The organism is Pseudomonas sp. A2 (genome assembly GCF_023100865.1).
Lineage (GTDB): Bacteria > Pseudomonadota > Gammaproteobacteria > Pseudomonadales > Pseudomonadaceae > Aquipseudomonas > Aquipseudomonas asiatica.
Map to the genome: position 1 here is coordinate 1,992,001 of NZ_CP039127.1, position 25,201 is coordinate 2,017,201.

Genomic DNA, 25,201 nt, shown 5'->3' on the forward strand with positions numbered 1-25,201 from the left:
TGGGCCGCAAAGCGGCCCCAGAATCTCGGCGTCACGGCATACATTGCTGGGGCCGCGTTGCGACCCATCGCGACACAAGGCCGCTCCTACAGGGATCGCGCAAGCGTTTGGATTTCTGTATGGCTCAGAGTTCGCAGACGAAGGTGCCGGTCCCGGCCAGGATGTTCTCCAGGGTTTGCTTCACTTCATCCATGTCACTCAGCTCGCTGGTCAGGTTGATCTCCAGCACCTCATCCCCCTTCAGCGCATCCCGGTCGCCGGCCGCCACTTCGATCAGCAGGCGCTTGGCGCTCAGGGTCACTTTCAGGCCATCCAGCGTCGACGGCTCGTCATCCAGGGTCAGGTCGACGGTGTCTTCGTCCGGGTAGCGGGTCAGCAGGAACATCTGACCCTTGTCGCTGTGGCAGCACAGGGTCGCCATGTTGTCTTCCTCGTCATCGCAAGGGGTGGCGAACAGCAGGGCAGTATTGATTTGCATGGACAAGGCTCGGATCAAAGGAAACGGAAGGGAATTCTGACAGTCTTGCCGACAGGCATAAACGTAAAGTTACCGCCCCTTGACCGAAATTGTCGCAGCGCTGCAAGCCTTGATGACCGATCAGTCGTTAAGCTTCGGCGAGCCCTGGGCGTGCCTGCGCACGTTCAACGCCTGGTTTTACCGTCCGCCTTGCCACGGGTTGGCTATCGTTGATCCGTAGACGGCGCACGCAGCGACGCTTCAATTATTACAAAGCCCAAGCGGAGTACCACAGATGGCGTTCTTCACCGCAGCCAGCAAAGCCGACTTCCAGCATCAACTGCAAGCGGCCCTGGCGCAGCACATCAGCGAACAGTCCCTGCCACAAGTCGCGCTGTTCGCCGAGCAGTTCTTCGGCATCATCTCTCTGGACGAACTCACCCAACGCAGGCTTTCCGACCTGGCCGGCTGCACCCTGTCAGCCTGGCGCATCATCGAGCGTTTCGACCCCGAATACCCGCAAGTACGGGTGTACAACCCCGATTACGAGCGTAATGGCTGGCAATCGACCCACAGCGTGGTCGAAGTGCTGCACCACGACCTGCCGTTCCTGGTCGACTCGGTACGCACCGAGCTCAACCGCCGCGGCTACAGCATCCACACCCTGCAGACCACCGTGCTCAGCGTGCGCCGCGGCGCCAAGGGCGAGCTGCTTGAACTGCTGCCCAAGGGCACCCAAGGCGAGGGCGTACGCCATGAGTCGCTGATGTACCTGGAGATTGACCGTTGCGCCAACGCCGCCGAGCTGACGGTACTGGCCCGCGAGATCGAGCAGGTGCTGGCCGAGGTGCGGGTGGTGGTGGCCGACTTCGAACCGATGAAGGCCAAGCTGCGCGAAGTGGTTGCGGAGGTGGAGCAGACCGCCTTTGGCCCGGCGCAGAACGAAAAGGGCGAGGTCAAGGCTTTCCTCGAGTGGCTGCTGGATAACCACTTCACCTTCCTGGGCTATGAAGAATTCACCGTCAAGGGCGACGCCGATGGCGGCCAGATGGTCTACGACGAGCAGTCGTTCCTCGGCCTGCCGCGCCGCCTGCGCGTGGGCCTGACGAGCGACGAGCTGCGCATCGAAGACTATGCCGTGGCCTACCTCAACGAACCGTTGCTGCTGTCGTTCGCCAAGGCCGCGCTGCCAAGCCGCGTACACCGCCCGGCCTACCCGGACTACGTGTCGATCCGCCAGCTGGACGCCAATGGCAAGGTGATCAAGGAGCACCGCTTCATGGGCCTGTACACCTCGTCGGTGTACGGCGAAAGCGTGCATGCCATCCCTTATATCCGGCAGAAGGTCACCGAAGTCGAGCGCCGCTCGGGCTTCGATCCCAAGGCCCACCTGGGCAAGGAACTGGCCCAGGTGCTGGAAGTGCTGCCGCGCGACGACCTGTTCCAGACCCCGGTCGACGAGCTGTTCAGCACCGTCATGTCGATCGTGCAGATCCAGGAACGCAACAAGATCCGCGTGTTCCTGCGCAAGGACCCATACGGCCGCTTCTGCTACTGCCTGGCCTATGTGCCGCGGGAAATCTACTCCACTGAAGTGCGGCAGAAGATCCAGCAGGTGCTGATGGAGCGCCTGAAGGCCAGCGACTGCGAGTTCTGGACCTTCTTCTCCGAATCGGTGCTGGCACGTGTTCAGCTGATTCTGCGGGTAGACCCGAAAAACCGCATCGACATCGACCCGCAGCAGCTGGAACGCGAAGTGATCCAGGCCTGCCGTTCGTGGCATGACGACTACTCGGCGCTGGTGATCGAGAACTTCGGCGAAGCCCAGGGCACCAACATCCTCGCCGACTTCCCCAAAGGTTTCCCGGCCGGCTACCGCGAGCGCTTCGCCGCGCACTCGGCGGTGGTCGACCTGCAGCACGTGCTGAACCTGTCGGAAAGCAAGCCGCTGGCGATGAGCTTCTACCAGCCATTGACCCAGGTCGGGGAACGCACCCTGCACTGCAAGCTGTACCACGCCGACACGCCGCTGGCGCTGTCCGACGTGCTGCCGATCCTGGAGAACCTTGGCCTGCGCGTACTCGGCGAGTTCCCGTACCGCCTGCGCCATGCCAGTGGCCGCGGCTACTGGATCCACGACTTCGCCTTCACCTACAGCGAAGGCCTGAGCCTGGACATCCAGCAGCTCAACGACACCCTGCAGGATGCCTTCATCCACATCGTCCGCGGCGATGCCGAGAACGACGCCTTCAACCGCCTGGTGCTGACCGCCGGCCTGCCATGGCGCGACGTGGCGTTGCTGCGCGCCTACGCCCGTTACCTGAAGCAGATTCGCCTGGGCTTCGACCTGGGCTACATCGCCAGTACCCTGAACAACCACACCGACATCGCCCGCGAGCTGACCCGGTTGTTCAAGACCCGCTTCTACCTGGCGCGCAAACTCACCCAGGAAGACCTGGATGACAAGCAACTGCGCCTGGAGCAAGCCATCCTGACCGCGCTGGACGACGTGCAGGTGCTCAACGAAGACCGCATCCTGCGTCGCTACCTGGACCTGATCAAGGCCACCCTGCGCACCAACTTCTACCAGCCGGACGCCAACGGCCACAACAATTCGTACTTCAGCTTCAAGTTCAACCCCAAGCTGATCCCCGAACTGCCTAAACCAGTGCCCAAGTTCGAGATCTTCGTCTACTCGCCACGGGTCGAAGGCGTGCACCTGCGCTTTGGCAACGTCGCCCGCGGCGGCCTGCGCTGGTCCGACCGCGAGGAAGACTTCCGCACCGAAGTGCTGGGCCTGGTGAAAGCCCAGCAGGTCAAGAACTCGGTCATCGTGCCGGTCGGCGCCAAGGGCGGCTTCCTGCCGCGCCGCCTGCCGCTGGGCGGCAGCCGTGACGAGATCGCCGCCGAAGGCGTGGCGTGCTACCGCATCTTCATTTCCGGCCTGCTCGACATCACCGACAACCTCAAGGACGGTGGCGTGGTGCCGCCGGCCAACGTGGTACGCCATGACGATGACGACCCGTACCTGGTGGTGGCGGCCGACAAGGGCACCGCGACCTTCTCGGACATCGCCAACGGCATCGCCATCGACTACGGCTTCTGGCTGGGCGACGCCTTCGCCTCGGGCGGCTCGGCCGGTTACGACCACAAGAAGATGGGCATTACCGCGCGCGGCGCCTGGGTGGGCGTGCAGCGCCACTTCCGCGAGCGCGGCATCAATGTGCAGGAAGACCCGATCACCGTCATTGGCGTCGGCGACATGGCCGGCGACGTGTTCGGCAACGGCCTGCTGATGTCCGACAAGCTGCAATTGGTGGCGGCGTTCAACCACCTGCACATCTTCATCGACCCGAACCCGGAGCCTGCTTCCAGCTTTGCCGAGCGCAAGCGCCTGTTCGACCTGCCGCGCTCGGCCTGGAGCGACTACGACACCAGCATCATGTCCGAAGGCGGCGGTATCTTCCCGCGCAGTGCCAAGAGCATCGCCATCAGCCCGCAGATGAAAGAGCGCTTCGCCATCGAAGCCGATCGCCTGACCCCGACCGAGCTGCTCAATGCGCTGCTCAAGGCACCGGTAGACCTGCTGTGGAACGGTGGCATCGGTACCTACGTCAAGGCCAGCACCGAGAGCCACGCCGATGTCGGCGACAAGGCCAACGACGCGCTGCGGGTCAATGGCAACGAGCTGCGCTGCAAGGTGGTGGGCGAGGGCGGCAACCTGGGCATGACCCAGCTTGGCCGGGTCGAGTTCGGCCTGCATGGCGGCGCCACCAACACCGACTTCATCGACAACGCCGGCGGCGTGGACTGCTCCGACCACGAGGTCAACATCAAGATCCTGCTCAACGAAGTGGTGCAGGGTGGCGACATGACCGAGAAGCAGCGCAACCAGCTGCTGGGCAGCATGACCGACGAAGTGGCCGGGCTGGTGCTGGGCAACAACTACAAGCAGACCCAGGCGCTGTCGCTGGCGGCCCGCCGCGCCCGCGAGCGGATTGCCGAGTACAAGCGCCTGATGGCTGACCTGGAGGCCCGAGGCAAGCTGGACCGTGCCATCGAGTTCCTGCCGTCCGAAGAGCAGTTGGCCGAGCGCCTGGCCGCCGGTCAGGGCCTGACCCGCGCCGAGCTGTCGGTGCTGATCTCGTACAGCAAGATCGACCTCAAGGAACAGCTGCTCAAGTCGCTGGTGCCGGACGATGACTACCTGACCCGCGACATGGAAACCGCCTTCCCGCCGTCGCTGGTCAGCAAGTTCGCCGAGTCCATGCGCCGCCACCGCCTGAAGCGCGAGATCGTCAGCACCCAGATCGCCAACGACCTGGTCAACAACATGGGCATCACCTTCGTCCAGCGCCTGAAGGAGTCGACCGGCATGAGCCCGGCCAACGTGGCCGGGGCCTACGTGATCGTGCGCGACATCTTCCACCTGCCGCACTGGTTCCGTCAGATCGAGGCTCTGGACTATCAGGTGCCGGCGGAAATCCAGCTGACCCTGATGGACGAGCTGATGCGCCTGGGCCGTCGTGCCACCCGCTGGTTCCTGCGCAGCCGCCGCAACGAGCAGGACGCTGGGCGCGACACCGCGCACTTCGGGCCGAAGATCGCGCAACTGGGGCTCAAGCTCGACGAGTTGCTCGAAGGCCCGACCCGCGAGCGCTGGATGGTGCGCTACCAGGGCTTCGTCGAGGCTGGTGTGCCGGAGTTGCTGGCGCGCATGGTGGCTGGCACTACCCACCTGTACACCCTGTTGCCGATCATCGAGGCGTCGGATGTTACCGGCCATGACCCGGCGCAGGTGGCCAAGGCGTTCTTCGCCGTGGGCAGCGCACTGGACCTGACCTGGTACCTGCAGGAAATCAGCAACCTGCCGGTGGAGAACAACTGGCAGGCGCTGGCCCGCGAGGCGTTCCGCGACGACATCGACCTGCAGCAGCGGGCGATCACCATCTCGGTACTGCAGATGGCCGATGCACCGGAAGACATGGACGCCCGCGTGGCGCTGTGGGCCGAGCAGCACCGGGGGATGGTGGAGCGCTGGCGCGCCATGCTGGATGACCTGCGCAATGCAACGGGTACCGATTATGCGATGTACGCGGTGGCCAACCGCGAGCTGGTCGACCTGGCCATGAGCGGGCAGGCGGCGGTGGTGCCGTCCTGAGCCATGAGCTGAAATGAAAAGCCCCGGCAGTGATGCCGGGGCTTTTTTTATTCCTGTGCTGGCCCTTTCGCGGGTGAACCCGCTCCCACAGGGATATCACAAGACTTGAGTGCAATGAGGTCCCTGTGGGAGCGGGTTTACCCGCGAAGAGGCCGGTACAGGCTTACTTGAACCTGCGCTCCACCCCTTTCTCCACCAGGATCTTCGCCGAAATCTCTTCCACCGAAAAATGCGTGGAATTGATGTTGGGAATGTTCTCCCGGCGGAACAGGTTTTCCACCTCGCGCACTTCGAACTCGCACTGGGCAAAGCTGGAATAGCGGCTGTTGGGTTTGCGCTCGTGGCGGATGGCGGTGAGGCGGTCGGGGTCGATGGTCAGGCCGAACAGCTTGTTGTGGTGCTTTTTCAGCACCGCCGGCAGCTGCAGGCGCTCCATGTCGTCCTCGGTCAGCGGGTAGTTGGCGGCGCGGATGCCGAACTGCATGGCCATGTACAGGCAGGTGGGGGTCTTGCCGCAGCGCGATACGCCTACCAGGATCAGGTCGGCCTTGTCGTAGTAGTGGGTGCGTGCGCCATCGTCATTGTCCAGGGCGAAATTCACCGCCTCGATGCGTTCCATGTAGTTGGAATTGCCGCCAATGGAGTGCGACTTGCCGACGGAATACGACGAATGGGCAGTCAATTCCTGTTCAAGTGGGGACAAAAACGAAGAAAAGATGTCGATCATGAAGCCATTCGAGGTAGCCAGGATCTCACGGATGTCCTGATTGACGATGGTATCGAAGATGATCGGGCGTACACCATCGCGCTCGGCCGCAGCGTTGATTTGCTGGACCATGGTCCGCGCCTTTTCCGGCGAATCGATGTAGGGACGGGTGAATTTATTGAACGGAATGCTCTCGAATTGAGCGAGCAGACTCTGGCCCAGGGTTTCGGCGGTGATGCCGGTGCCGTCGGAGATGAAGAACGCGGTTCGTTTCATTTGCGATCTGGGCCTTAAGCTGATGACGTTTCTTGGATATGATAAGTTCGGTTTGCCGAATGCGGCTGTCGGCATTCTCACTTATTTTCCAGGTACAGGCCACAAGCGTCCGGCCAAGTCAACGAAGGCAGGCGGGCGCCCTTGAGCTTTTCCAACACAGTTAGTGGAGAGATCACCTTGGTAGAGTACGTAGTTTCCCTCGATAAGCTCGGCGTCCATGATGTGGAGCATGTGGGGGGCAAGAACGCATCCCTGGGCGAGATGATCAGCAACCTCGCAGGTGCTGGTGTATCGGTGCCGGGCGGCTTTGCCACTACGGCGCAGGCGTACCGCGATTTTCTCGAACAGAGTGGTCTCAACGACCGTATCCATGCCGCGCTCGACGCACTCGATGTGGATGACATCAACGCCCTGACCAAGACCGGCGCGCAGATTCGCCAGTGGGTCATGGAAGCCGACTTCCCGGCACGTCTGGATTCGGAAATCCGTACGGCCTTCGCCGAAATGGCTGCCGGCAACGACAACATGGCCGTTGCCGTGCGTTCCTCTGCCACCGCCGAAGACCTGCCGGACGCCTCGTTCGCCGGCCAGCAGGAAACCTTCCTCAACATCCGCGGCGTCGACAACGTGATCCGCGCGGCCAAGGAAGTGTTCGCCTCGCTGTTCAACGACCGTGCCATCGCCTACCGCGTGCACCAAGGCTTCGACCACAAGCTGGTGGCCCTGTCCGCCGGCGTGCAGCGCATGGTCCGCTCCGAAACCGGCACCGCCGGCGTCATGTTCACCCTCGACACCGAGTCGGGCTTTCGCGACGTGGTGTTCATCACCGGCGCCTACGGCCTGGGCGAAACCGTGGTGCAGGGTGCGGTCAACCCTGACGAATTCTACGTGCACAAGAACACTCTGCAGGCAGGCCGCCCGGCCATCCTGCGCCGCAACCTGGGCAGCAAGGCAATCAAGATGGTCTATGGCGAAGAAGCCAAGGCCGGCCGCTCGGTCAAGACCGTCGAAGTGGACCGCGCCGAGCGCGCGCGCTTCTGCCTGACCGATGCCGAGGTCAGCGAGCTGGCCAAGCAGGCCATGATCATCGAGCAGCACTACCAGCGCCCGATGGACATCGAATGGGCCAAGGACGGTGACGACGGCAAGCTGTACATCGTCCAGGCGCGCCCCGAGACGGTGAAGAGCCGCTCCAGCGCCAACGTCATGGAACGCTACCTGCTGAAAGAGAAGGGCACCGTTCTGGTCGAAGGCCGCGCCATTGGCCAGCGCATCGGCGCCGGCAAGGTCCGCGTGATCAACGACGTATCGGAAATGGACAAGGTCCAGCCGGGCGACGTGCTGGTCTCCGACATGACCGACCCGGACTGGGAACCGGTGATGAAGCGCGCCAGCGCCATCGTCACCAACCGTGGCGGGCGTACCTGCCACGCGGCGATCATCGCCCGTGAGCTGGGCATTCCGGCCGTGGTCGGTTGCGGCAACGCCACCCAGGTGCTGAAAGACGGCCAGGGTGTGACTGTGTCCTGTGCCGAAGGCGATACCGGCTTCATCTTCGAGGGCGAGCTGGGCTTCGATGTGAAGCAGAACTCGGTCGACGCCATGCCCGACCTGCCATTCAAGATCATGATGAACGTCGGCAACCCGGACCGTGCCTTCGATTTCGCCCAGCTGCCCAACGCCGGTGTCGGCCTGGCGCGCCTGGAGTTCATCATCAACCGCATGATCGGCGTGCACCCCAAGGCGCTGCTGAACTACGCCGGCCTGCCAGCCGACCTGAAGGACAGCGTCGACAAGCGCATCGCCGGCTACAACGACCCGGTAGGCTTCTATGTCGAGAAGCTGGTCGAGGGCATCAGCACCCTGGCTGCGGCCTTCTACCCGAAAAAGGTCATCGTGCGCCTGTCGGACTTCAAGTCCAACGAGTACGCCAACCTGATCGGCGGCAAGCTGTACGAGCCGGAAGAAGAGAACCCGATGCTCGGCTTCCGTGGCGCTTCGCGTTACATCAGCGAATCGTTCCGTGACTGCTTCGAGCTCGAGTGCCGTGCGCTCAAGCGCGTGCGCAACGAGATGGGCCTGACCAACGTCGAGATCATGGTGCCGTTCGTGCGTACCCTGGGTGAAGCCAGCCAGGTTGTCGACCTGCTCGCCGAAAACGGCCTGGCACGTGGCGACAACGGCCTGCGCGTGATCATGATGTGCGAACTGCCGTCCAACGCCATCCTCGCCGAAGAGTTCCTGGAGTACTTCGACGGCTTCTCGATCGGCTCCAACGACCTGACCCAGCTGACCCTGGGCCTGGACCGTGACTCGGGCATCATCGCCCACCTGTTCGACGAGCGTAACCCTGCGGTGAAGAAGCTGCTGGCCAACGCCATTGCCGCGTGCAACAAGGCTGGCAAGTACATCGGCATCTGCGGCCAGGGCCCGTCGGACCACCCGGACCTGGCCAAGTGGCTGATGGAGCAGGGTATCGACAGCGTGTCGCTGAACCCGGATTCGGTACTCGAAACCTGGTTCTACCTGGCGGAAGGCCAGGGCGCGGTCTGATGCAGTAAAACGCGGGGGTACGTCTGGCGTACCCCCGCCTGGTTTTTTCCAGGGCGAGCTCCAGCAATGGATCCCGCCCTTTTTTGTGCACCAAGCAACCTTATGCAAAGCAGCAGCACTCTATTCCCCGTGGCCCTGCTCAGTGCCGAACGCCGCGGCGACCTCAGCGAAGACGTATATCGGATCAAGGCCGGCAACAGCCCTGACCCCAGCGTCGAGCTGGCTGTCACCCGCCTGGGGCTGGCCGATCAGGGGCAGGCCCAGGGCGTACCGGTCATTCTCTTGCACGGCAGCTTCTCCAACCGCCGCTTCTGGTATTCCCCCAAAGGGGTTGGCCTGGGCGCCTATCTCGCCCGCGCCGGCTTCGATGTGTGGATCCCGGAAATGCGCGGCCATGGCCTGTCGCCGCGCAACCATGACTGGAAGCACAACAGCGTTGCCGCCTATGCCCGCGATGACCTGCCGCTGATTGCCGCGTTCGTGCGCGAGCAGTCGGGCCAGACGCCGCACTGGGTCGGCCATTCCCTGGGCGGCACGACCCTGGCGGCAGCGCTGGGCGGTGGTTTTCTGGCTGCCGAACAGGTGGCCAGCGTGGCGCTGTTCGGTACCCAGATCAGCCGCGTGTACTGGCCGCTGAAGGTGCCACCGCTGGCCTGGGGGGCCAAGCTGCTGCTCAAGCGCTGGGGGCAGATTTCCGGGCCTCGTTTCAAACGTGGGCCGGAGGATGAGCCGATCGGCCTGGCCCTGGAAAGCATGCGCTGGCATGGCCTGTTCGGGCGCTTTGGCGATAAACAGAGCGACTGGTGGGCGGGGCTGGCCAAGGTGGATGTGCCGCTGCTGGCCGTGGCTGGTGCGGGGGACTTCCAGGACCCGGTGTGGGCCTGCCGCAAGCTGTTCGAGCAATTCGGCGGTGAGCGCAAGCAGTTTCTGCGGCTGGGGCTCGAGGAAGGCTTCGACGCTTTCGGGCATGTCGACATGCTGGTGAGCAAGGCCGCGCAGGTGCAGGTGTGGCCGCTGGTGGAGCGTTGGCTGCGGGATCCGCTGGTGCCGGTGCATGAATCCACGGTGGTGGCGGAGCCTGTGCCCGTCGGTTGAATGGGTTGCGCCTGTGCTGGCCTCTTCGCGGGTAAACCCGCTCCCACAGGAATTGCACAGGGCTCGGGTGCAGTGAAAACCCTGTGGGAGCGGGCGTGCCCGCGAAAGGGCCGGTACAGGCAAAACACAACTGACTGCTTGGTCCCGGATGACTGCAATGGGCTCTACGGTGTAGCCTTGGCCGATACCCGCTTTCGTTGTGACTGACAGGAGCTTCCCATGCAGCATTACGTTACGCCCGACCTGTGTGATGCCTACCCGGACCTGGTGCAGGTGCTGGAACCGATGTTCAGCAATTTCGGCGGCCGCGATTCGTTCGGCGGCCAGATCGTCACCATCAAGTGCTTCGAAGACAACTCGCTGGTCAAGGAGCAGGTCGAGCTCGATGGCAAGGGCAAGGTCCTGGTCGTCGATGGTGGCGGCTCGCTGCGCCGCGCACTGCTCGGCGACATGCTCGCCGAGAAGGCCGCCAGGAACGGTTGGGAAGGCCTGGTGATCTACGGCTGCGTGCGCGACGTCGACGTGCTGATCCAGACCGACGTCGGCGTGCAGGCCCTGGCCAGCCACCCGATGAAGACCGACAAGCGCGGCATCGGCGACCTCAACGTGCCAGTGACCTTCGCCGGGGTGACCTTCCGCCCGGGCGAGTATGTGTATGCCGACAACAATGGCGTGCTGGTGTCGCCAAGCCCGTTGAAAATGCCTGAGTAAGGCGCCGCCCGCGCTGATGGAGCTTTGATGTTCGAGGAAGACAACGCGCAGTGGGGGCTGGTGCACGCCCTGGTGCTCGATGGCAAAGGTGGCGCGCGCTCGATTGCCCGTACCGAGCTGGACGACCTGCAGCTGCAACCCGAGCAAAGCCTGTGGCTGCACTGGGATCGCAGCCATCCGCAAACCCGCACCTGGCTGCTGCATGACAGCGGCCTGAGCGCGTTCGCCTGCGAGCTGCTGCTGGAAGAAAACACCCGGCCGCGCCTGCTGCCCATGGCCGATGAACAGTTGTTGCTGTTCCTGCGTGGGGTCAACCTCAACCCGGGTGCAGAGCCGGAAGACATGGTCTCGGTGCGTATCTTTGCCGAGGCGCAGCGGGTCATCTCGCTGCGCCTGCGGCCGTTGCGCGCCAGTGACGAGATTCTCCAGCAGCTCGAAGAGGGCAGGGGCCCGAAATCGGCTTCCGAGCTGTTGCTGCTGATGGGCGAACTGCTCACCGAAAAGGTTCAGGGTCTGGTCAGCGACCTGTCCGAACTGGCCGACATTGAGGAAGAAAAGGTTGAATCCGACGAACGGTATACCCCGGAGAACGGCAGCCTGCAGCAGATCCGCCGGCGTGCCGCCGGTCTGCGGCGTTTTCTTGCCCCGCAGCGGGAAATCTACGCCCAGTTGTCGCGTAGCAAATGGAGCTGGTTCGCCGATGCCGACGCCGATTACTGGAACGAGCTGAACAACAGCCTCATCCGCTACCTCGAAGAGCTGGAACTGACCCGCGAACGTGCCGCGCTGGTGCTGGAAAGCCAGGATCGCCGGCGTAGCGAGCGCATGAACCGCACCATGTACCGCTTCGGCATCATCACCTGCATCTTCCTGCCCATGAGCTTCATCACCGGGCTGCTGGGCATCAATGTCGGCGGCATCCCCGGGGCGGAAAACCCCTATGGTTTCCTGTTCGCCTGCATCGTCGTGCTGGGGCTGGCGGTGGGGCAGTGGTGGCTGTTTCGGCGGTTGCGGTGGGTATAGATGTCGATTGACCTGCTCTGGCCTCTTCGCGGGCACGCCCGCTCCCACAGGGACACCACAGCCTTCAGGTTCTGTGGGATCCCTGTGGGAGCGGGCGTGCCCGCGAAGAAGCCGACGCGCATTCATTTTGAAACACTCGTCCCAATGCGATGTGTGACCCATCGACCGGCCATCTCGTCTCTGACTGACACTGCGCGAGGTGCCCATGCACGATCCGTTTGAAGAATCCCTGCGCGACCTGCTCAAGGCGTCCCCCTCCGGCAATGACCGGGACGACCGGGACGACGCCGCTTGCCTGGGTCGCGTGCTGAAAACCGCCAATCGCCAGGTTGGCGCGGGCGATCTGTTCAGCCTGCTTGGCCGCTGGAGCCAGGCGCTGCTGATCGCCGTGAACAATGGCGCGGCGCATGTTGCGCCGGTGCGTCGACACTCTTCCCGCAACGCTGCCAACGGCAGCAAAGCAGATAAGGCCGATTGAATATGGAACTCGATCTCTGGACCCAGAGCCTGGTCACCGCCATGACTGCCCTTTGGACCAAGGTAGCGAACTTCATCCCCAACCTGTTCGGCGCGCTGGTCGTGGTGCTGCTCGGTTTCGTGGTGGCCAAGCTGCTCGACACGCTGCTGTCCAAACTGCTGGCCAAGTTCGGCCTGGACCGCCTGATGGCCGGCACCGGCCTGACCAAGATGCTCGGCCGGGTCGGCATCCAGGTACCCATCTCCACCCTGATCGGCAAGATCGTCTACTGGTTCGTGCTGCTCATCTTCCTGGTCTCGGCCGCAGAGTCGCTGGGCCTGGAGCGGGTTTCGGCAACCCTCGACATGCTTGCCCTTTACCTGCCGAAGGTGTTCGGCGCAGCCCTGGTGCTGCTGGCCGGCGTGCTGCTGGCCCAGGTGGCCAACGGCCTGGTACGCGGCGCTGCCGAAGGCATCGGCCTGGAGTACTCGGCAGGCCTGGGGCGTATCACCCAGGGCCTGGTGATCATCATCAGCATCTCGGTGGCCATCAGCCAGCTGGAGGTGAAAACCGACCTGCTGAACCATGTGATCGTGATCGGGCTGATTACCGTTGGTCTGGCCGTTGCGCTGGCAATGGGCCTGGGTAGCCGCGAAATCGCCGGGCAGATCCTGGCCGGCATTTACGTGCGCGAACTGTATCAGGTGGGCCAGCAGGTGCGAATTGGAGAGGTCGAAGGGCACATCGAGGAAATCGGCACGGTCAAGACGACGCTGCTGACCGATGATGGCGAACTGGTGTCGCTGTCCAACCGCGAGTTGCTTGAGCAGCGAGTCAATAGCCGCTAACCGCACAAAGCTGTTAATGTATGCCGCCGCGAAAATCGACCCACGGGGTCGCGCGGCGACATTGACCTGACTGTCGGCCAGATCCGTTTTGAATAAAGTTCATTCGCCGCCCATGCGTTATGACCCCCGCGAGCTCACCGACGAAGAGTTGGTGGCGCGTTCGCATGAAGAGCTGTACCACGTTACCCGCGCCTATGAGGAGCTCATGCGGCGCTACCAACGGACCCTGTTCAACGTCTGTGCACGTTATCTGGGGAACGACCGTGACGCGGACGATGTCTGTCAGGAAGTCATGTTGAAAGTGCTGTACGGGCTGAAGAACTTCGAGGGTAAGTCCAAGTTCAAGACCTGGCTCTACAGCATCACCTACAACGAATGCATTACCCAGTACCGCAAGGAGCGCCGTAAACGTCGGTTGATGGATGCCTTGAGTCTGGACCCTGTCGAAGAGGCGTCCGAAGACAAGGCTCCGAAGCCGGAAGAAAAAGGCGGGCTGGACAAGTGGCTGGTGCATGTGAACCCGATTGACCGGGAAATCCTGGTGCTGCGTTTTGTCGCAGAGCTGGAATTTCAGGAAATTGCCGACATCATGCACATGGGCCTGAGCGCGACAAAAATGCGCTACAAGCGCGCGCTAGACAAGCTTCGGGAGAAATTTGCCGGCCTCGATGAAACTTAGTGGCGTGCAAATATCTCTAACGAACCGGCGAGTTCTGCTAGACTTGCCGTCGAGTTGTCCCCCTTGTTTGTGGTGGGACTGCTTAACTATCACCAGATGGGGATTTAACGGATGAAATTGAAAAACACCTTGGGCTTGGCCATTGGCTCGCTCGTCGCTGCTACTTCGTTCGGCGTTCTGGCTCAAGGCCAAGGCGCTGTGGAAATCGAAGGCAACGTTACCAAGCAGTACTACGACAGCGAACGTAACTTCAAGAACGACGGCACCAATCCTGGTGTTCGCCTGGGCTACTTCCTGACCGACGACGTTTCCCTGGACCTCGGCTACAACGAGACCCACAACGCTCGTGGTGAAGTCTTCAACAAAGACATCAAAGGTTCCAAGGCCAAGCTCGACGCTACCTACCACTTCGGTACCGTTGGCGACGCTCTGCGTCCGTACGTTTCCGCCGGTTTCGCTCACGAGAGCCTGGGCCAGGCCACTCGTAGCGGCCGCGACCACTCCACCTTCGCCAACGTTGGCGCTGGCGCCAAGTGGTACATCACCGACATGTTCTTCGCCCGTGCTGGCGTAGAAGCCATGTACAACATCGACAACGGCAACACCGAATGGGGCCCGACCGTTGGTGTTGGTCTGAACTTCGGCGGTAGCCCGAAGCAAGCTGAAGTCGCTCCGGCCCCAGTTGCCGAAGTGTGCTCCGACTCCGACAACGACGGCGTTTGCGACAACGTCGACAAGTGCCCTGACACCCCAGCCAACGTTACCGTTGACGCTGATGGCTGCCCGGCTGTTGCCGAAGTCGTTCGCGTTGAGCTGGACGTCAAGTTCGACTTCGACAAGTCGGTCGTCAAGCCAAACAGCTACGGCGACATCAAGAACCTGGCTGACTTCATGAAGCAGTACCCACAGACCACCACCACCGTGGAAGGTCACACTGACTCCGTCGGCCCAGACGCTTACAACCAGAAGCTGTCCGAGCGTCGTGCCAACGCTGTCAAGCAGGTCCTGACCCAGCAGTACGGCGTAGAATCCAGCCGTGTTGATTCGGTTGGCTACGGCGAAACCCGTCCGGTTGCCGACAACGCCACCGAAGAAGGCCGCGCTGTCAACCGTCGCGTTGAAGCTCAGGTAGAAGCCCAGGCCAAGTAATTGGTTTGAAGCTTCATGAAAAACCCGGCCTCGGCCGGGTTTTTCTTTGCCTGGGATTTATCCGGTCTCAAAGCCTGCACAATGCCTGTAGGAGCAGCCTTGCGCTGCGAAGAGGCCATTACAGCAACAGAATACCATTGCCCTTACCGGCCTCTTCGCAGCGCAAGGCTGCTCCTACAGGGATGGCGTTCAGCCCGCTACTGCGAGCAGCCCCAGGGCCTGCTGTTCCCCAACCACCTCCCCAATCACCAAAATCGCCGGGCTACGCAAGCCAAACCCCCGCGCATCCTCGACCATCCCCCGCACATCGCTTCTGCACTCCCGCTGCTGCGGCAACGAGGCATTTTCGATCATCGCCACCGGCATCGCCGGTGCCATGCCCCCGTCCAGCAACCCTTGGCGCACCTGCTCCAGCCTGGCCACGCCCATGTACACCACCAGCGTCGTCCCGCCCTGGGCCAAGGCCGCCCAGTTCAGTTCGCTGTCGTCCTGGGTATGTGCCGTGACCAGCGTCACGCCCCGGCTCACACCCCGTGAGGTCAGGGAAATTCCGCATTGCGTGGCGCCAGCCAGGCCGGCTGTGATCCCATTGACCACTTCCACCTCGATACCATGCCCCTGCAACCACAGCGCCTCTTCACCGCCGCGGCCGAAGATGCACGGGTCGCCGCCCTTGAGCCGGACCACGCAGCGCCCTTGCCGCGCATGGCGCAGCATCAGGCGCTGGATGAACGCCTGCGGCGTGGAGCGGCAGCCGCCGCGCTTGCCCACGGCAATCACACGGGCCTGTGGGCAGTGCTCCAGCACCGCCGGGTTGACCAGGTCGTCGATCATCACCACAGCGGCTTGCCGCAAGGCGCGTACAGCCTTGAGGGTGAGCAGCTCCGGATCACCAGGACCAGCACCAACCAGCCAGACTTTCGCATTCATCAGGGTTTCCTCATCGGCAAGGTGCGTTCAGCCCTTGAGCAGGGTGAGCAGCAAAATCAGGTTGAACAGCAAGGACAGCAGGGCCAGGGTGCGCCAGACCTTCAACGGTTCGCGCTCCAGCAACGGCCGTGGCCGGGTGGGCAGCTCCTGGCGGTCGCCACGTTCGAGCAGCAGTAGCCAGTGTTCGGCGGTTTCGAAGCGCTGCGCCGGGTCGGCTGCCAGTGCCTGCTGCAGGTTGTGCTGCAGCCATTCCGGCAGGTCAGGGCGGTAGCGCGCGGCGTTGACCGGCTGGCCGAAGCGTGGGCGCTGGAAGGCCTCCACCTCGCCGTAGGGGTAATGCCCGGTCAGCAGGTGAAACAACGTCACACCCACGGCATACAGGTCCTGGCGTGGGCTGGGCGGTTGGCCGTCGAACGCTTCCGGGGCAATGTATGACGGTGTGCCCGGCAACTCGTGCAGCGGGTCTTCGGACAAGCCCGGGCAGTAGGCCAGGCCGAAGTCCAGCAGGCGCAGCTGCCCATCGCTGCCCAGGTGCAGGTTCTCTGGCTTGATGTCGCGGTGCAGCAGGTTGCGCCGGTGCAATACGCCGACCGCCTGCAGCAGTTGCCGAGCCAGCTCCAGCCACTGCGGCATGGGCAGCGGGCCATGCTCGGCCAGCAGCGCCGCCAGGCTCTGGCCGGGGTATTCGCGCATCACGTAGTACAGGTGCTGGCGCTGGCTGGCGGTGTGCAGCTCGGGAAAGTGCCGGCCAGCGACCCGGCGCAGGAACCATTCCTCCAGCAACAGCCCTTGCGCCGCGCCGGGCTCCTGCTCGCGCGCGGGTGGCAGTGTTTTCAGCAGCCAGGCTCGGCCCTGACTATCGCGCACCCGGTACAGCAGCGACTGGCGGCTTTGCGAAAGCAGCTTTTCGGCTTGCCAGCCATCAATTACCTGGCCTTCACGCAACGGGCCGGGCACCGGCCATTGCTGCAGTTGCGCCAGGGTGTCACCCAGGTTGGCAGTGCCCAATTGCTCGACCTGCACCAGCAAGGCACTGGCGTTGTCCTGGCTGCCGTTCAGGTGCGCGCTGGCGACCAGGGTATCGACGGCCAGTTGCAGGTCGGGTTGCTCGCGCAGCACCGCCTGGATGTGCTGGTCGCCCAGGCTGGCCCATACGCCATCGCTCAACAACAGGAAACTCTCGCCCGGCTGCAGCTCACCTTCCAGATAATCCACCAGCAGGTGCTGGTCCAGGCCCAGCGCGCGCTTCAGCACATGCTGCATGCCGGGCTGGTCCCATACATGGTCTTCGCTCAGGCATTGCAGGCGCCCGGCGTGCCAGCGGTACACGCGACAGTCACCTACGTGGGCCAGGGTAAAGCGTCGGCCGCGCAGCACCAGCGCGCTGAGGGTGGTCAGCAGTGGCTGGCCACTGCCTTGGGCGCGCAGCCAGCGGTTTTGCGCCAGCAGCAGGCGGTCCAGTGCCTGGGCCACGCTCCAGGTCGCGGGGGTGGCGTAATAGTCCAGGGCCAGCGCCTGCAGGCTGGCACGGGCTGCCAGGCCGCCATCGGCACATTGGCTGACGCCGTCGGCGAGGGCGAACAGGTAGCCTTTGCTGGCGGCCAGCTCCGGCGCCGGGGTAACCAGGCGCAGGGCGTCCTGGTTTTCCTCGCGCGGCCCGGTGGCGCTGGCCTGGGCAAAGTTCAGTTGCAGGCTCATGGCTGTGCCTCAGACCCGTGCCGCGGTAACCGCAGCCGAGCCCCAGGTGGTGCGCCAGCGCTGTTTCACGCCGTGCAGGCCGAACCAGGCCAGCAAGCCCAGGCTGGCGAACAGCCACAGCCCCAGCTGGTAGTCACCGGTGTGCTGCTTGATGGTGCCAAGCCCGGCGGCCAGCAGGAAGCCCCCGATGCCGCCGGCCATGCCGATCAGCCCGGTCATCACGCCGATCTCCTGGCGGAAGCGTTGCGGTACCAGTTGGAACACCGCGCCATTGCCGGCTCCCAGGCCGAGCATGGCGCTGACGAACAGGGCCAGTGCGGCGGCGGCGCTAGGCAGGTTGAAGCCGACTGCGGCGATGCAGATGGCCGCCACGCTATACATGCCCAGCAGGGTGCGGATGCCGCCGAAGCGGTCAGCCAAGGCGCCGCCAAGTGGGCGCATCAGGCTGCCGGCGAACACGCAGGCAGCGGTGTAGTAGCCAGCGGTGACCGGGCTCAGGCCATACTGGTCACTGAAATAGCCGGGCAGGGCGCTGGCCAGGCCGATGAAGCCGCCGAAGGTGACGCTGTAGAAGAACATGAACCACCAGCTGTCACGGTCGCCCAGGGCCTTGAGGTAGTCGGCCATGGCTTTTGGCTTGGGCCGCTGCGGAGCATTGCGTGCCAGCAGGGCGAACACCAACAGGGCCAGCGACAGCGGGACCAGTGCGAAGCCGAACACATTGTTCCAGCCAAAGCCCGCAGCCAGCGCGGGGGCCAGCAGGGCGGCGAACACTGTGCCGGAATTGCCGGCACCTGCAATGCCCATGGCTTTGCCTTGGTGCTGTGGCGGGTACCATTGCGAGGCCAGCGGCAGTGACACGGCGAACGAAGCGCCGGCAAAGCCGAGGAACACGCCCAGCAGCAGCGCTTGTTCATAGCTGCGCACGCCCAGGTGCCAGGCAGCGGCGAGGGCGACGATGACCACCACTTGGCCGATCAGCCCCGCGGTCTTGGGTGACAGGCGGTCAACCAGCACGCCCATGGCGAAGCGCAGGATCGCCCCGGCCAGGATCGGCGTGGCCACCATCAGGCCCCGTTGTTGTGCACTAAGCTGCAGATCGGCGGCAATCTGCACCGCCAATGGGCCAAGCAGGTACCAGACCATGAAGCTGAGGTCGAAGTACAGGAACGCGGCGAACAGCGTGGGCACATGCCCGGATTTCCAGAAGCTGGTACTCATCGAACACCTCACTCGGCAATGCAACGGAACGAAAAAGACGCCGCTACCCGCTCCACGTGCGTGGAGGGGAGAGCGACGTCTTTGTCGGGGATTAAGTGGGGCAACCGCCGTTGGCTACCGGTGATATTTGTTGAGCAAGAGATGGGCCAACTCGGACCGTGGGTTGACTCGGGTTATGTGGGAGGTTTTGAACGAGGCGTCAGCCCAGCATCTCGTGCATGGCAATGATCTGCTCGGCCACCTGGATCAGCTTCTGCTGCCGGCTCATGGCCTGGCGGCGCATCAGGGTGTAGGCCTGTTCTTCGTTACAGTCCTTCATCTTCATCAGCAAACCCTTGGCCTGCTCGATGCGCTTGCGTTCAGCCAGTTGCTGGTCCCGTGCGAGCAGCTGCGCCTTCAGCGCCTGGTCACTTTCGAAGCGGGCCATGGCCACATCCAGGATCGGTTGCAGCCGCGCGGCATGGATGCCTTCGACGATGTAGGCGCTAACCCCCGCCTGGATCGCCTGGCGCATCACCCCGGGATCATGCTCGTCGGTGAACAGCACGATTGGCCGTGGCTGGTCACGGCTGACCAGGACCACCTGTTCCATCACATCGCGGTCCGGTGAGTCGGTATCGATAAGCACCACGTCCGGGCGCACCGTTTCGACGCAGGCGGGCAGGTCGATGGTCAGGCCTGGGGCTTCGATGACCTCGAAGCCGGCCTCGCTCAAGGCCGCCTTGAGGCGGCCGAGTTTGCTCTGGGTGTCGTCGATCAGCAGGATGCGCAACATGAATGGTCCCCCTCACGCGCCGACACGGGCATCGGGCAGGTCGCCCAGGGCATGCAGGCTGAAGCTGCGGGCATAGCCGTAGGGGTCGCTGCCGTCCCAGCGGCTGCCATCGATCAGCAGGCTGCTGCGCATCGGCTGCTCGGGGCAGGCCACGCCAAGGCTTTGTGCCGCCTCGCCATACAGTGCCAGTTGCTGGACCTGGCGGGCCACGCCGAGGTAGTCGGGGTCGTCGCGCAGCAGGCCCCAGCGGCGGAACTGGGTCATGAACCACATGCCGTCGGACAGGTACGGCAGGTTGGCCCGGCCATGATCGTGCAGGCGCAGGGCGTGCGGGTCTTGCCAGTGGTTGCCCAGGCCATCGTGGTAGCTGCCGAGCAGGCGTGGTTCGATACTTGTCAGCGGGGTGGCCAGGTAGGCGCTGCCGCTGAGCAGTTGCGCAGTGCTGCGGCGGTTCTCCGGGCTTTGCTCGATGAAGCGGCTGGCAGCGAGGACCGCCTTGATCAGCGCGCGGGCGCTGTTGGGGTATTGCTCGGCAAAGGCGTGGGCGCAGGCCAGGACCTTTTCCGGGTGGTCCGGCCAGATCGACTGGCTGGTGGCCAGGGTGAAGCCCTGGCCCGTGGCTACGGCATCGGCAGCCCAGGGTTCGCCCACGCAGAAGCCGTCGATGCGCCCGGCCTGGATATGCGCGGCCATCTGCGCTGGTGGTACCACCACGCTGTCGACGTCGCGCAATGGGTGGATGCCCTGGCTGGCCAGCCAGTAATACAGCCACATGGCGTGGGTGCCGGTGGGGAAGGTCTGGGCGAAGGTGAGGCGTGCGCCATGCTGGTGCACCAGGCGCGCCAATGCTTCAGGGTTGGTCACGCCTTTGCGCTGCAGGGCCGGGGACAGGTTTATGGCCTGGGCGTTCTGGTTCAGCCCCATGAGCACGGCCATGGCGCTGGCCGGTACACCGCCGATGCCCAGGTGCACGGCGTACACCAGACCATACAGGCAGTGCGCCGCATCCAGTTCGCCGCTGACCAGCTTGTCGCGCAGCCCGGCCCAGGAGCCCTGGCGCTTGAGGTTGAGGGTAAGGCCGTGCTGCTGGGCGAAGCCCTGGGTGGCGGCGACTACCACCGAGGCGCAGTCGGTCAGGGCCATGTAGCCGATGTTCAGGCTGGGCTTTTCCGGCGCGTCGCTGCCGTTGACCCAGGCCAGGGGCGTTGCTCGGGGTGCAGTGTTCACAAGGGTCCTCGCCCGTACTGATAAGGCTGTGGGCTTTTCCGGTGCAACCGATGTGCCATCTGACAGCAGCCCCACGATTTGCTGTCATGCCGGCCCCACGCTGGCTATAATCGCCCCCTCATTCACCCCGAGCCTTGCCCGCCCATGTATACCCTGGCCCGCCAGCTGCTGTTCAAGCTTTCCCCGGAAACCTCCCATGACCTGTCCCTGGACCTGATCGGTGCCGGTGGCCGTCTCGGCCTCAACGGCATGCTGTGCAAGCAGCCGGCGGCTTTGCCGGTTACGGTCATGGGCTTGAACTTCGCCAACCCGGTGGGCCTGGCGGCCGGCCTGGACAAGAACGGTGCGGCCATCGACGGTTTCGCCCAGCTGGGCTTCAGCTTCGTCGAAATCGGCACCGTCACCCCGCGCCCGCAGCCGGGCAACCCCAAGCCACGGCTGTTCCGCCTGCCGGAGGCAACGGCCATCATCAACCGCATGGGCTTCAACAACCTGGGCGTTGATCACCTGCTCGGCCGGGTACGGGCTGCGCGTTACAACGGTGTGCTGGGCATCAACATCGGCAAGAATTTCGACACCCCGGTGGAGCGTGCCGTCGATGACTACCTGATCTGCCTGGACAAGGTGTACACCGAGGCCAGTTACATCACGGTCAACGTCAGTTCGCCCAACACCCCGGGCCTGCGCAGCCTGCAGTTCGGCGATTCGCTCAAGCAGCTGCTCGATGCCCTGGCCGTGCGCCGCGAGCAACTGGCCGGCACGCATGGCAAGCGCGTACCTCTGGCAATCAAGATTGCCCCGGACATGAGCGACGAAGAAACCGCCCTGGTCGCCGCCGCGCTGATGGAGTCGGGCATGGATGCGGTGATCGCCACCAACACCACGCTGGGGCGTGAAGGTGTCGAAGGCCTGCCGTACGGTGACGAGGCGGGTGGCCTGTCGGGTGCGCCGGTGCTGGAAAAGAGCACCCATATCGTCAAGGTGCTGGCGGGCGAGCTGGGCGGCAAGCTGCCGATCATTGCCGCTGGCGGCATTACCGAAGGCCGCCATGCCGCCGAGAAGATCGCTGCCGGGGCGAGCCTGGTGCAGATCTACTCCGGCTTCATCTATAAAGGGCCGGCGCTGATTCGCGAGGCGGTGGACGCTATCGCGGCAATGCCACGGGTTTGATCGGCAATAAAAAAGGGCCCCATCAAGGGGCCCCTGGGCCTTCGCCCGCCGCCCGGATAGGGCGTGCATGGTGAATCGAATTCAGTGTCCTCGTTCAGCCAACGGCGTGATTTTCGTTGAGTCTATGGATGCCAGCGGTGCCAGTCATTCCGTCCCAGTTATCACCGCGACCTTCACGCCAGCCGTTGATCCAGGCTTGGCGAACAGAAGGAAGATTGAAGGGGCAAAGTTCGCGGGATTTGCCGGTGACCCCGTATTGGTAGCCACGTGAATATGCTCTTTCCAACGGATCACGCTTAAGTCTTCTCATAGGGTGTTGCCCTCACTTGTTGACTGTAATGTCCCGTCGGCCTCTCCGAGGCCGGGCAGAGTCTTTCTGCCGGTGTGCGCTCGCTGCCGGCGTGGCGAGCTGAAAGTGCCACCTCGTTGCGAAGTGGCCTGAGACCAGTTCTATCGAATGCGAGTCACCGTGTGAATGATCGATTTGTCATAAGCACGTAACCTTTCCAAGGGTGAGGGGATAAGTAAATAAATGCGACTCAACCTTGTTTAGCGTTGAGCCCGCTATGATCAGGGTTTGCCGATCATTGACGTCATTTCGCCAGCGTTGCTTGCGGATGACAGAAATAATTTGAAATGCGACGAAGGGTCATATCGGCCCTGGTATCGCAAGAATTTTTCATACTGCCTGATGATCTAAGCTGTCTTTGCCACTGGGCCAAGCACAGATCGGTCAGGCGGCCCGGCCTTTCATTGCACGTTCGCGTGCCGGGAAGGGCCACCCGCACGTCTGCTGGAAAGGAGTGCGGGCAAACATCGCGGGGCGATGCGTCGCCCCGTCAGTCAAATAGCCCAAGGCGCTGGATTACTCATGTCGGACCGTTTCGAACTTTACCTCACCTGCCCCAAAGGCCTGGAAGGCCTGCTTGCCGAAGAGGCGCGGAGCCTCGGCCTGGATGATGTGCGCGAGCACACTTCGGCCATTCGCGGCGCCGCCGACATGGAAACCGCCTACCGCCTGTGCCTTTGGTCACGCTTGGCCAACCGGGTGCTGCTGGTACTCAAGCGCTTCTCCATGAAGAACGCCGACGACCTCTACGACGGCGTGCACGCGGTCGACTGGGCCGATCATCTGGCAGCCGACGGCACCCTGGCGGTGGAGTTCAGCGGCCATGGCTCGGGCATCGACAACACCCACTTTGGTGCGCTGAAGGTCAAGGACGCGATCGTCGACAAGCTGCGCAACCGTGAAGGCCTGCGCCCGTCGGTGGAAAAGATCGACCCTGATGTGCGCGTGCACCTGCGCCTGGACCGTGGCGAAGCCATTCTCTCGCTCGACCTTTCCGGGCACAGCCTGCACCAGCGTGGCTACCGCCTGCAGCAAGGCGCCGCGCCGCTGAAGGAAAACCTGGCGGCGGCGGTACTCATCCGCGCCGGCTGGCCGCGCATTGCTGCCGAAGGTGGCGCGCTGGCCGACCCGATGTGCGGTGTGGGTACCTTCCTGGTCGAAGCGGCGATGATCGCCGCCGATATCGCGCCCAACCTCAAGCGTGAGCGCTGGGGCTTCAGTGCCTGGCTCGGCCACGTACCGGCATTGTGGCGCAAGGTGCATGACGAGGCGCAGGCGCGGGCACAGGCCGGCCTGGCCAAGCCACCACTGTGGATCCGTGGCTACGAGGCCGACCCTCGGTTGATCCAGCCAGGCCGCAACAACGTCGAGCGTGCCGGCCTGGGCGACTGGGTGAAGATCTACCAGGGCGAAGTCAGCACCTTCGAGCCGCGCCCGGACCAGAACCAGAAAGGCCTGATCATCAGCAACCCACCCTATGGCGAGCGCCTGGGTGACGAAGCCAGCCTGCTGTACCTCTACCAGAACCTCGGTGAGCGCCTGCGCCAGGCCTGCATGGGCTGGGAGGCGGCGGTGTTCACCGGCGCGCCGCAGCTGGGCAAGCGCATGGGTATTCGCAGCCACAAGCAGTACGCGTTCTGGAACGGCGCCTTGCCGTGCAAGCTGCTGCTGTTCAAGGTGCAGCCCGACCAGTTCGTTACCGGCGAGCGCCGCGAGGCGCAGCCTGAAGGCGCGGAAACCCGCCAGCAGGCTGCGCCGGCCAGCGAGCCGGCGCGCCTGTCGGAAGGGGCGCAGATGTTCGCCAACCGCCTGCAGAAAAACCTCAAGCAACTGGGCAAGTGGGCCCGCCGCGAGCAGGTCGATTGTTACCGCCTGTACGATGCCGATATGCCCGAATATGCCTTGGCGGTCGACCTGTACCAGGATTGGGTGCACGTGCAGGAATACGCCGCGCCACGTTCGGTCGACCCGGACAAGGCCCAGGCACGCCTGCTCGACGCGCTGGCAGCCATCCCGCAGGCCCTGGGCATTTCGCCGCAGCGTGTGGTGCTCAAGCGTCGCGAGCGGCAGAGCGGCACGCGCCAGTACGAGCGCCAGGCGACCGAAGGCCGCTTCCAGGAAGTGAACGAAGGCGGCGTAAAGCTGCTGGTCAACCTCACCGACTACCTCGACACGGGCCTGTTCCTGGACCATCGCCCGATGCGCATGCGCATCCAGCGCGAAGCAGCCGGCAAGCGCTTCCTCAACCTGTTCTGCTACACCGCCACGGCCACCGTGCACGCGGCCAAGGGCGGCGCGCGCAGCACCACCAGCGTCGACCTGTCGAAAACCTACCTGGACTGGGCGCGACGCAACCTGGCGCTCAATGGCTTCTCCGAGCGCAACCGCCTGGAGCAAGGCGATGTGATGGCCTGGCTGGAAGGCAACCGCGACAGCTATGACCTGATCTTCATCGACCCGCCGACCTTCTCCAACTCCAAGCGCATGGAAGGCGTGTTCGATGTGCAGCGTGACCACGTGCAACTGCTGGACCTGGCCATGGCCCGCCTGGCGCCGGGTGGCGTGCTGTATTTCTCCAACAACTTCCGCAAGTTCCAGTTGGACGAGCACCTGATGGCGCGTTATGCGGTGGAAGAGATCACGGCCCAGACCCTGGACCCGGACTTCGCGCGCAATAACCGTATCCATCGTGCCTGGCGTTTGCAGCTTCGTTGAG

At 63.6% G+C, this 25,201-nt stretch carries 19 protein-coding genes; 11 read left to right on the forward strand and 8 right to left on the reverse strand.

The genetic code is table 11. The features are described 5' to 3' along the window. Nucleotides 1-124: 124 nt before the first annotated feature. Nucleotides 125-478, reverse strand: coding sequence for a hypothetical protein (locus tag E5221_RS09300; protein WP_031324624.1), 354 nt, complete (start codon nt 476-478; stop codon nt 125-127). A 274-nt stretch (nt 479-752) separates the two neighbouring features. Between E5221_RS09300 and E5221_RS09305 the strand changes: the two genes are divergently transcribed. Further along, nucleotides 753-5,618: an NAD-glutamate dehydrogenase gene (locus E5221_RS09305; protein ID WP_247847198.1), complete on the forward strand. Its 4,866-nt coding sequence runs from the start codon at nt 753-755 to the stop codon at nt 5,616-5,618. Nucleotides 5,619-5,781: 163 nt separating this feature from the next. Here E5221_RS09305 and E5221_RS09310 read toward each other — a convergent pair whose 3' ends face one another. Continuing rightward, nucleotides 5,782-6,600: a pyruvate, water dikinase regulatory protein gene (locus tag E5221_RS09310; RefSeq protein ID WP_024086557.1), complete on the reverse strand. Its 819-nt coding sequence runs from the start codon at nt 6,598-6,600 to the stop codon at nt 5,782-5,784. A gap of 177 nt (nt 6,601-6,777) precedes the next feature. Between E5221_RS09310 and ppsA the strand changes: the two genes are divergently transcribed. The 8 genes from ppsA (at nt 6,778) to E5221_RS09350 (ending at nt 15,115) form a co-directional block, all read left to right on the forward strand. Then, nucleotides 6,778-9,153 (forward strand): phosphoenolpyruvate synthase, encoded by a 2,376-nt coding sequence (ppsA, locus tag E5221_RS09315; protein ID WP_015269493.1) that lies wholly within the window; start codon nt 6,778-6,780, stop codon nt 9,151-9,153. 66 nt (nt 9,154-9,219) lie between these two features. After that, nucleotides 9,220-10,248, forward strand: a complete 1,029-nt coding sequence (locus tag E5221_RS09320) for an alpha/beta fold hydrolase (protein ID WP_039614899.1) — start codon at nt 9,220-9,222, stop codon at nt 10,246-10,248. Nucleotides 10,249-10,467: 219 nt separating this feature from the next. Next, the gene (gene rraA / locus E5221_RS09325; protein ID WP_013971668.1) at nt 10,468-10,959 is read left to right on the forward strand and encodes a ribonuclease E activity regulator RraA; all 492 of its coding nucleotides are present in this window, start codon (nt 10,468-10,470) and stop codon (nt 10,957-10,959) included. Nucleotides 10,960-10,986: 27 nt separating this feature from the next. Next, entirely contained in the window at nt 10,987-11,982 is a 996-nt protein-coding gene (locus tag E5221_RS09330) for a zinc transporter ZntB (protein WP_013971669.1), read from the forward strand. Nucleotides 11,983-12,187: 205 nt separating this feature from the next. Continuing rightward, nucleotides 12,188-12,460, forward strand: a complete 273-nt coding sequence (locus E5221_RS09335; RefSeq protein ID WP_004376140.1) for a hypothetical protein — start codon at nt 12,188-12,190, stop codon at nt 12,458-12,460. A 2-nt stretch (nt 12,461-12,462) separates the two neighbouring features. Then, nucleotides 12,463-13,287, forward strand: coding sequence for a mechanosensitive ion channel domain-containing protein (locus tag E5221_RS09340; protein ID WP_004376138.1), 825 nt, complete (start codon nt 12,463-12,465; stop codon nt 13,285-13,287). A 112-nt stretch (nt 13,288-13,399) separates the two neighbouring features. After that, on the forward strand, nt 13,400-13,966 hold the full coding sequence (sigX, locus tag E5221_RS09345) for an RNA polymerase sigma factor SigX (RefSeq protein WP_003248665.1): 567 nt from the start codon (nt 13,400-13,402) through the stop codon (nt 13,964-13,966). 111 nt (nt 13,967-14,077) lie between these two features. Beyond that, a complete protein-coding gene (locus E5221_RS09350; RefSeq protein WP_004376136.1) occupies nt 14,078-15,115 on the forward strand; it encodes an OmpA family protein in 1,038 nt (345 codons plus the stop codon). A gap of 189 nt (nt 15,116-15,304) precedes the next feature. Here the strand turns inward: E5221_RS09350 and cobA are convergent, their stop codons facing one another. The 5 genes from cobA to E5221_RS09375 form a co-directional block, all read right to left on the reverse strand. Then, on the reverse strand, nt 15,305-16,045 hold the full coding sequence (gene cobA / locus E5221_RS09355; RefSeq protein ID WP_247847200.1) for a uroporphyrinogen-III C-methyltransferase: 741 nt from the start codon (nt 16,043-16,045) through the stop codon (nt 15,305-15,307). Between the two features lie 27 nt (nt 16,046-16,072). Beyond that, complete coding sequence (locus E5221_RS09360) at nt 16,073-17,743, reverse strand: bifunctional protein-serine/threonine kinase/phosphatase (protein WP_247847202.1); 1,671 nt, start codon at nt 17,741-17,743, stop codon at nt 16,073-16,075. Between the two features lie 9 nt (nt 17,744-17,752). Then, entirely contained in the window at nt 17,753-18,964 is a 1,212-nt protein-coding gene (locus tag E5221_RS09365) for a nitrate/nitrite transporter (RefSeq protein WP_247847203.1), read from the reverse strand. Between the two features lie 199 nt (nt 18,965-19,163). Next, entirely contained in the window at nt 19,164-19,739 is a 576-nt protein-coding gene (locus E5221_RS09370; protein WP_013971673.1) for an ANTAR domain-containing protein, read from the reverse strand. Between the two features lie 12 nt (nt 19,740-19,751). Further along, nucleotides 19,752-20,966: a CmpA/NrtA family ABC transporter substrate-binding protein gene (locus E5221_RS09375; protein WP_247847205.1), complete on the reverse strand. Its 1,215-nt coding sequence runs from the start codon at nt 20,964-20,966 to the stop codon at nt 19,752-19,754. A 144-nt stretch (nt 20,967-21,110) separates the two neighbouring features. Here E5221_RS09375 and E5221_RS09380 point away from each other — a divergent pair, with 144 nt between their 5' ends. Further along, nucleotides 21,111-22,136: a quinone-dependent dihydroorotate dehydrogenase gene (locus tag E5221_RS09380; protein ID WP_247847207.1), complete on the forward strand. Its 1,026-nt coding sequence runs from the start codon at nt 21,111-21,113 to the stop codon at nt 22,134-22,136. Nucleotides 22,137-22,230: 94 nt separating this feature from the next. On the opposite strand, the gene E5221_RS09385 is transcribed toward E5221_RS09380, so the two are convergent. Continuing rightward, nucleotides 22,231-22,446 carry a ribosome modulation factor gene (locus E5221_RS09385; RefSeq protein ID WP_003248687.1) on the reverse strand — a complete coding sequence of 72 codons (216 nt, stop codon included), beginning with the start codon at nt 22,444-22,446 and terminating at the stop codon, nt 22,231-22,233. 561 nt (nt 22,447-23,007) lie between these two features. Between E5221_RS09385 and rlmKL the strand changes: the two genes are divergently transcribed. After that, entirely contained in the window at nt 23,008-25,200 is a 2,193-nt protein-coding gene (gene rlmKL / locus E5221_RS09390; protein WP_247847209.1) for a bifunctional 23S rRNA (guanine(2069)-N(7))-methyltransferase RlmK/23S rRNA (guanine(2445)-N(2))-methyltransferase RlmL, read from the forward strand. The last annotated feature ends 1 nt before the right edge of the window (nt 25,201 follow it).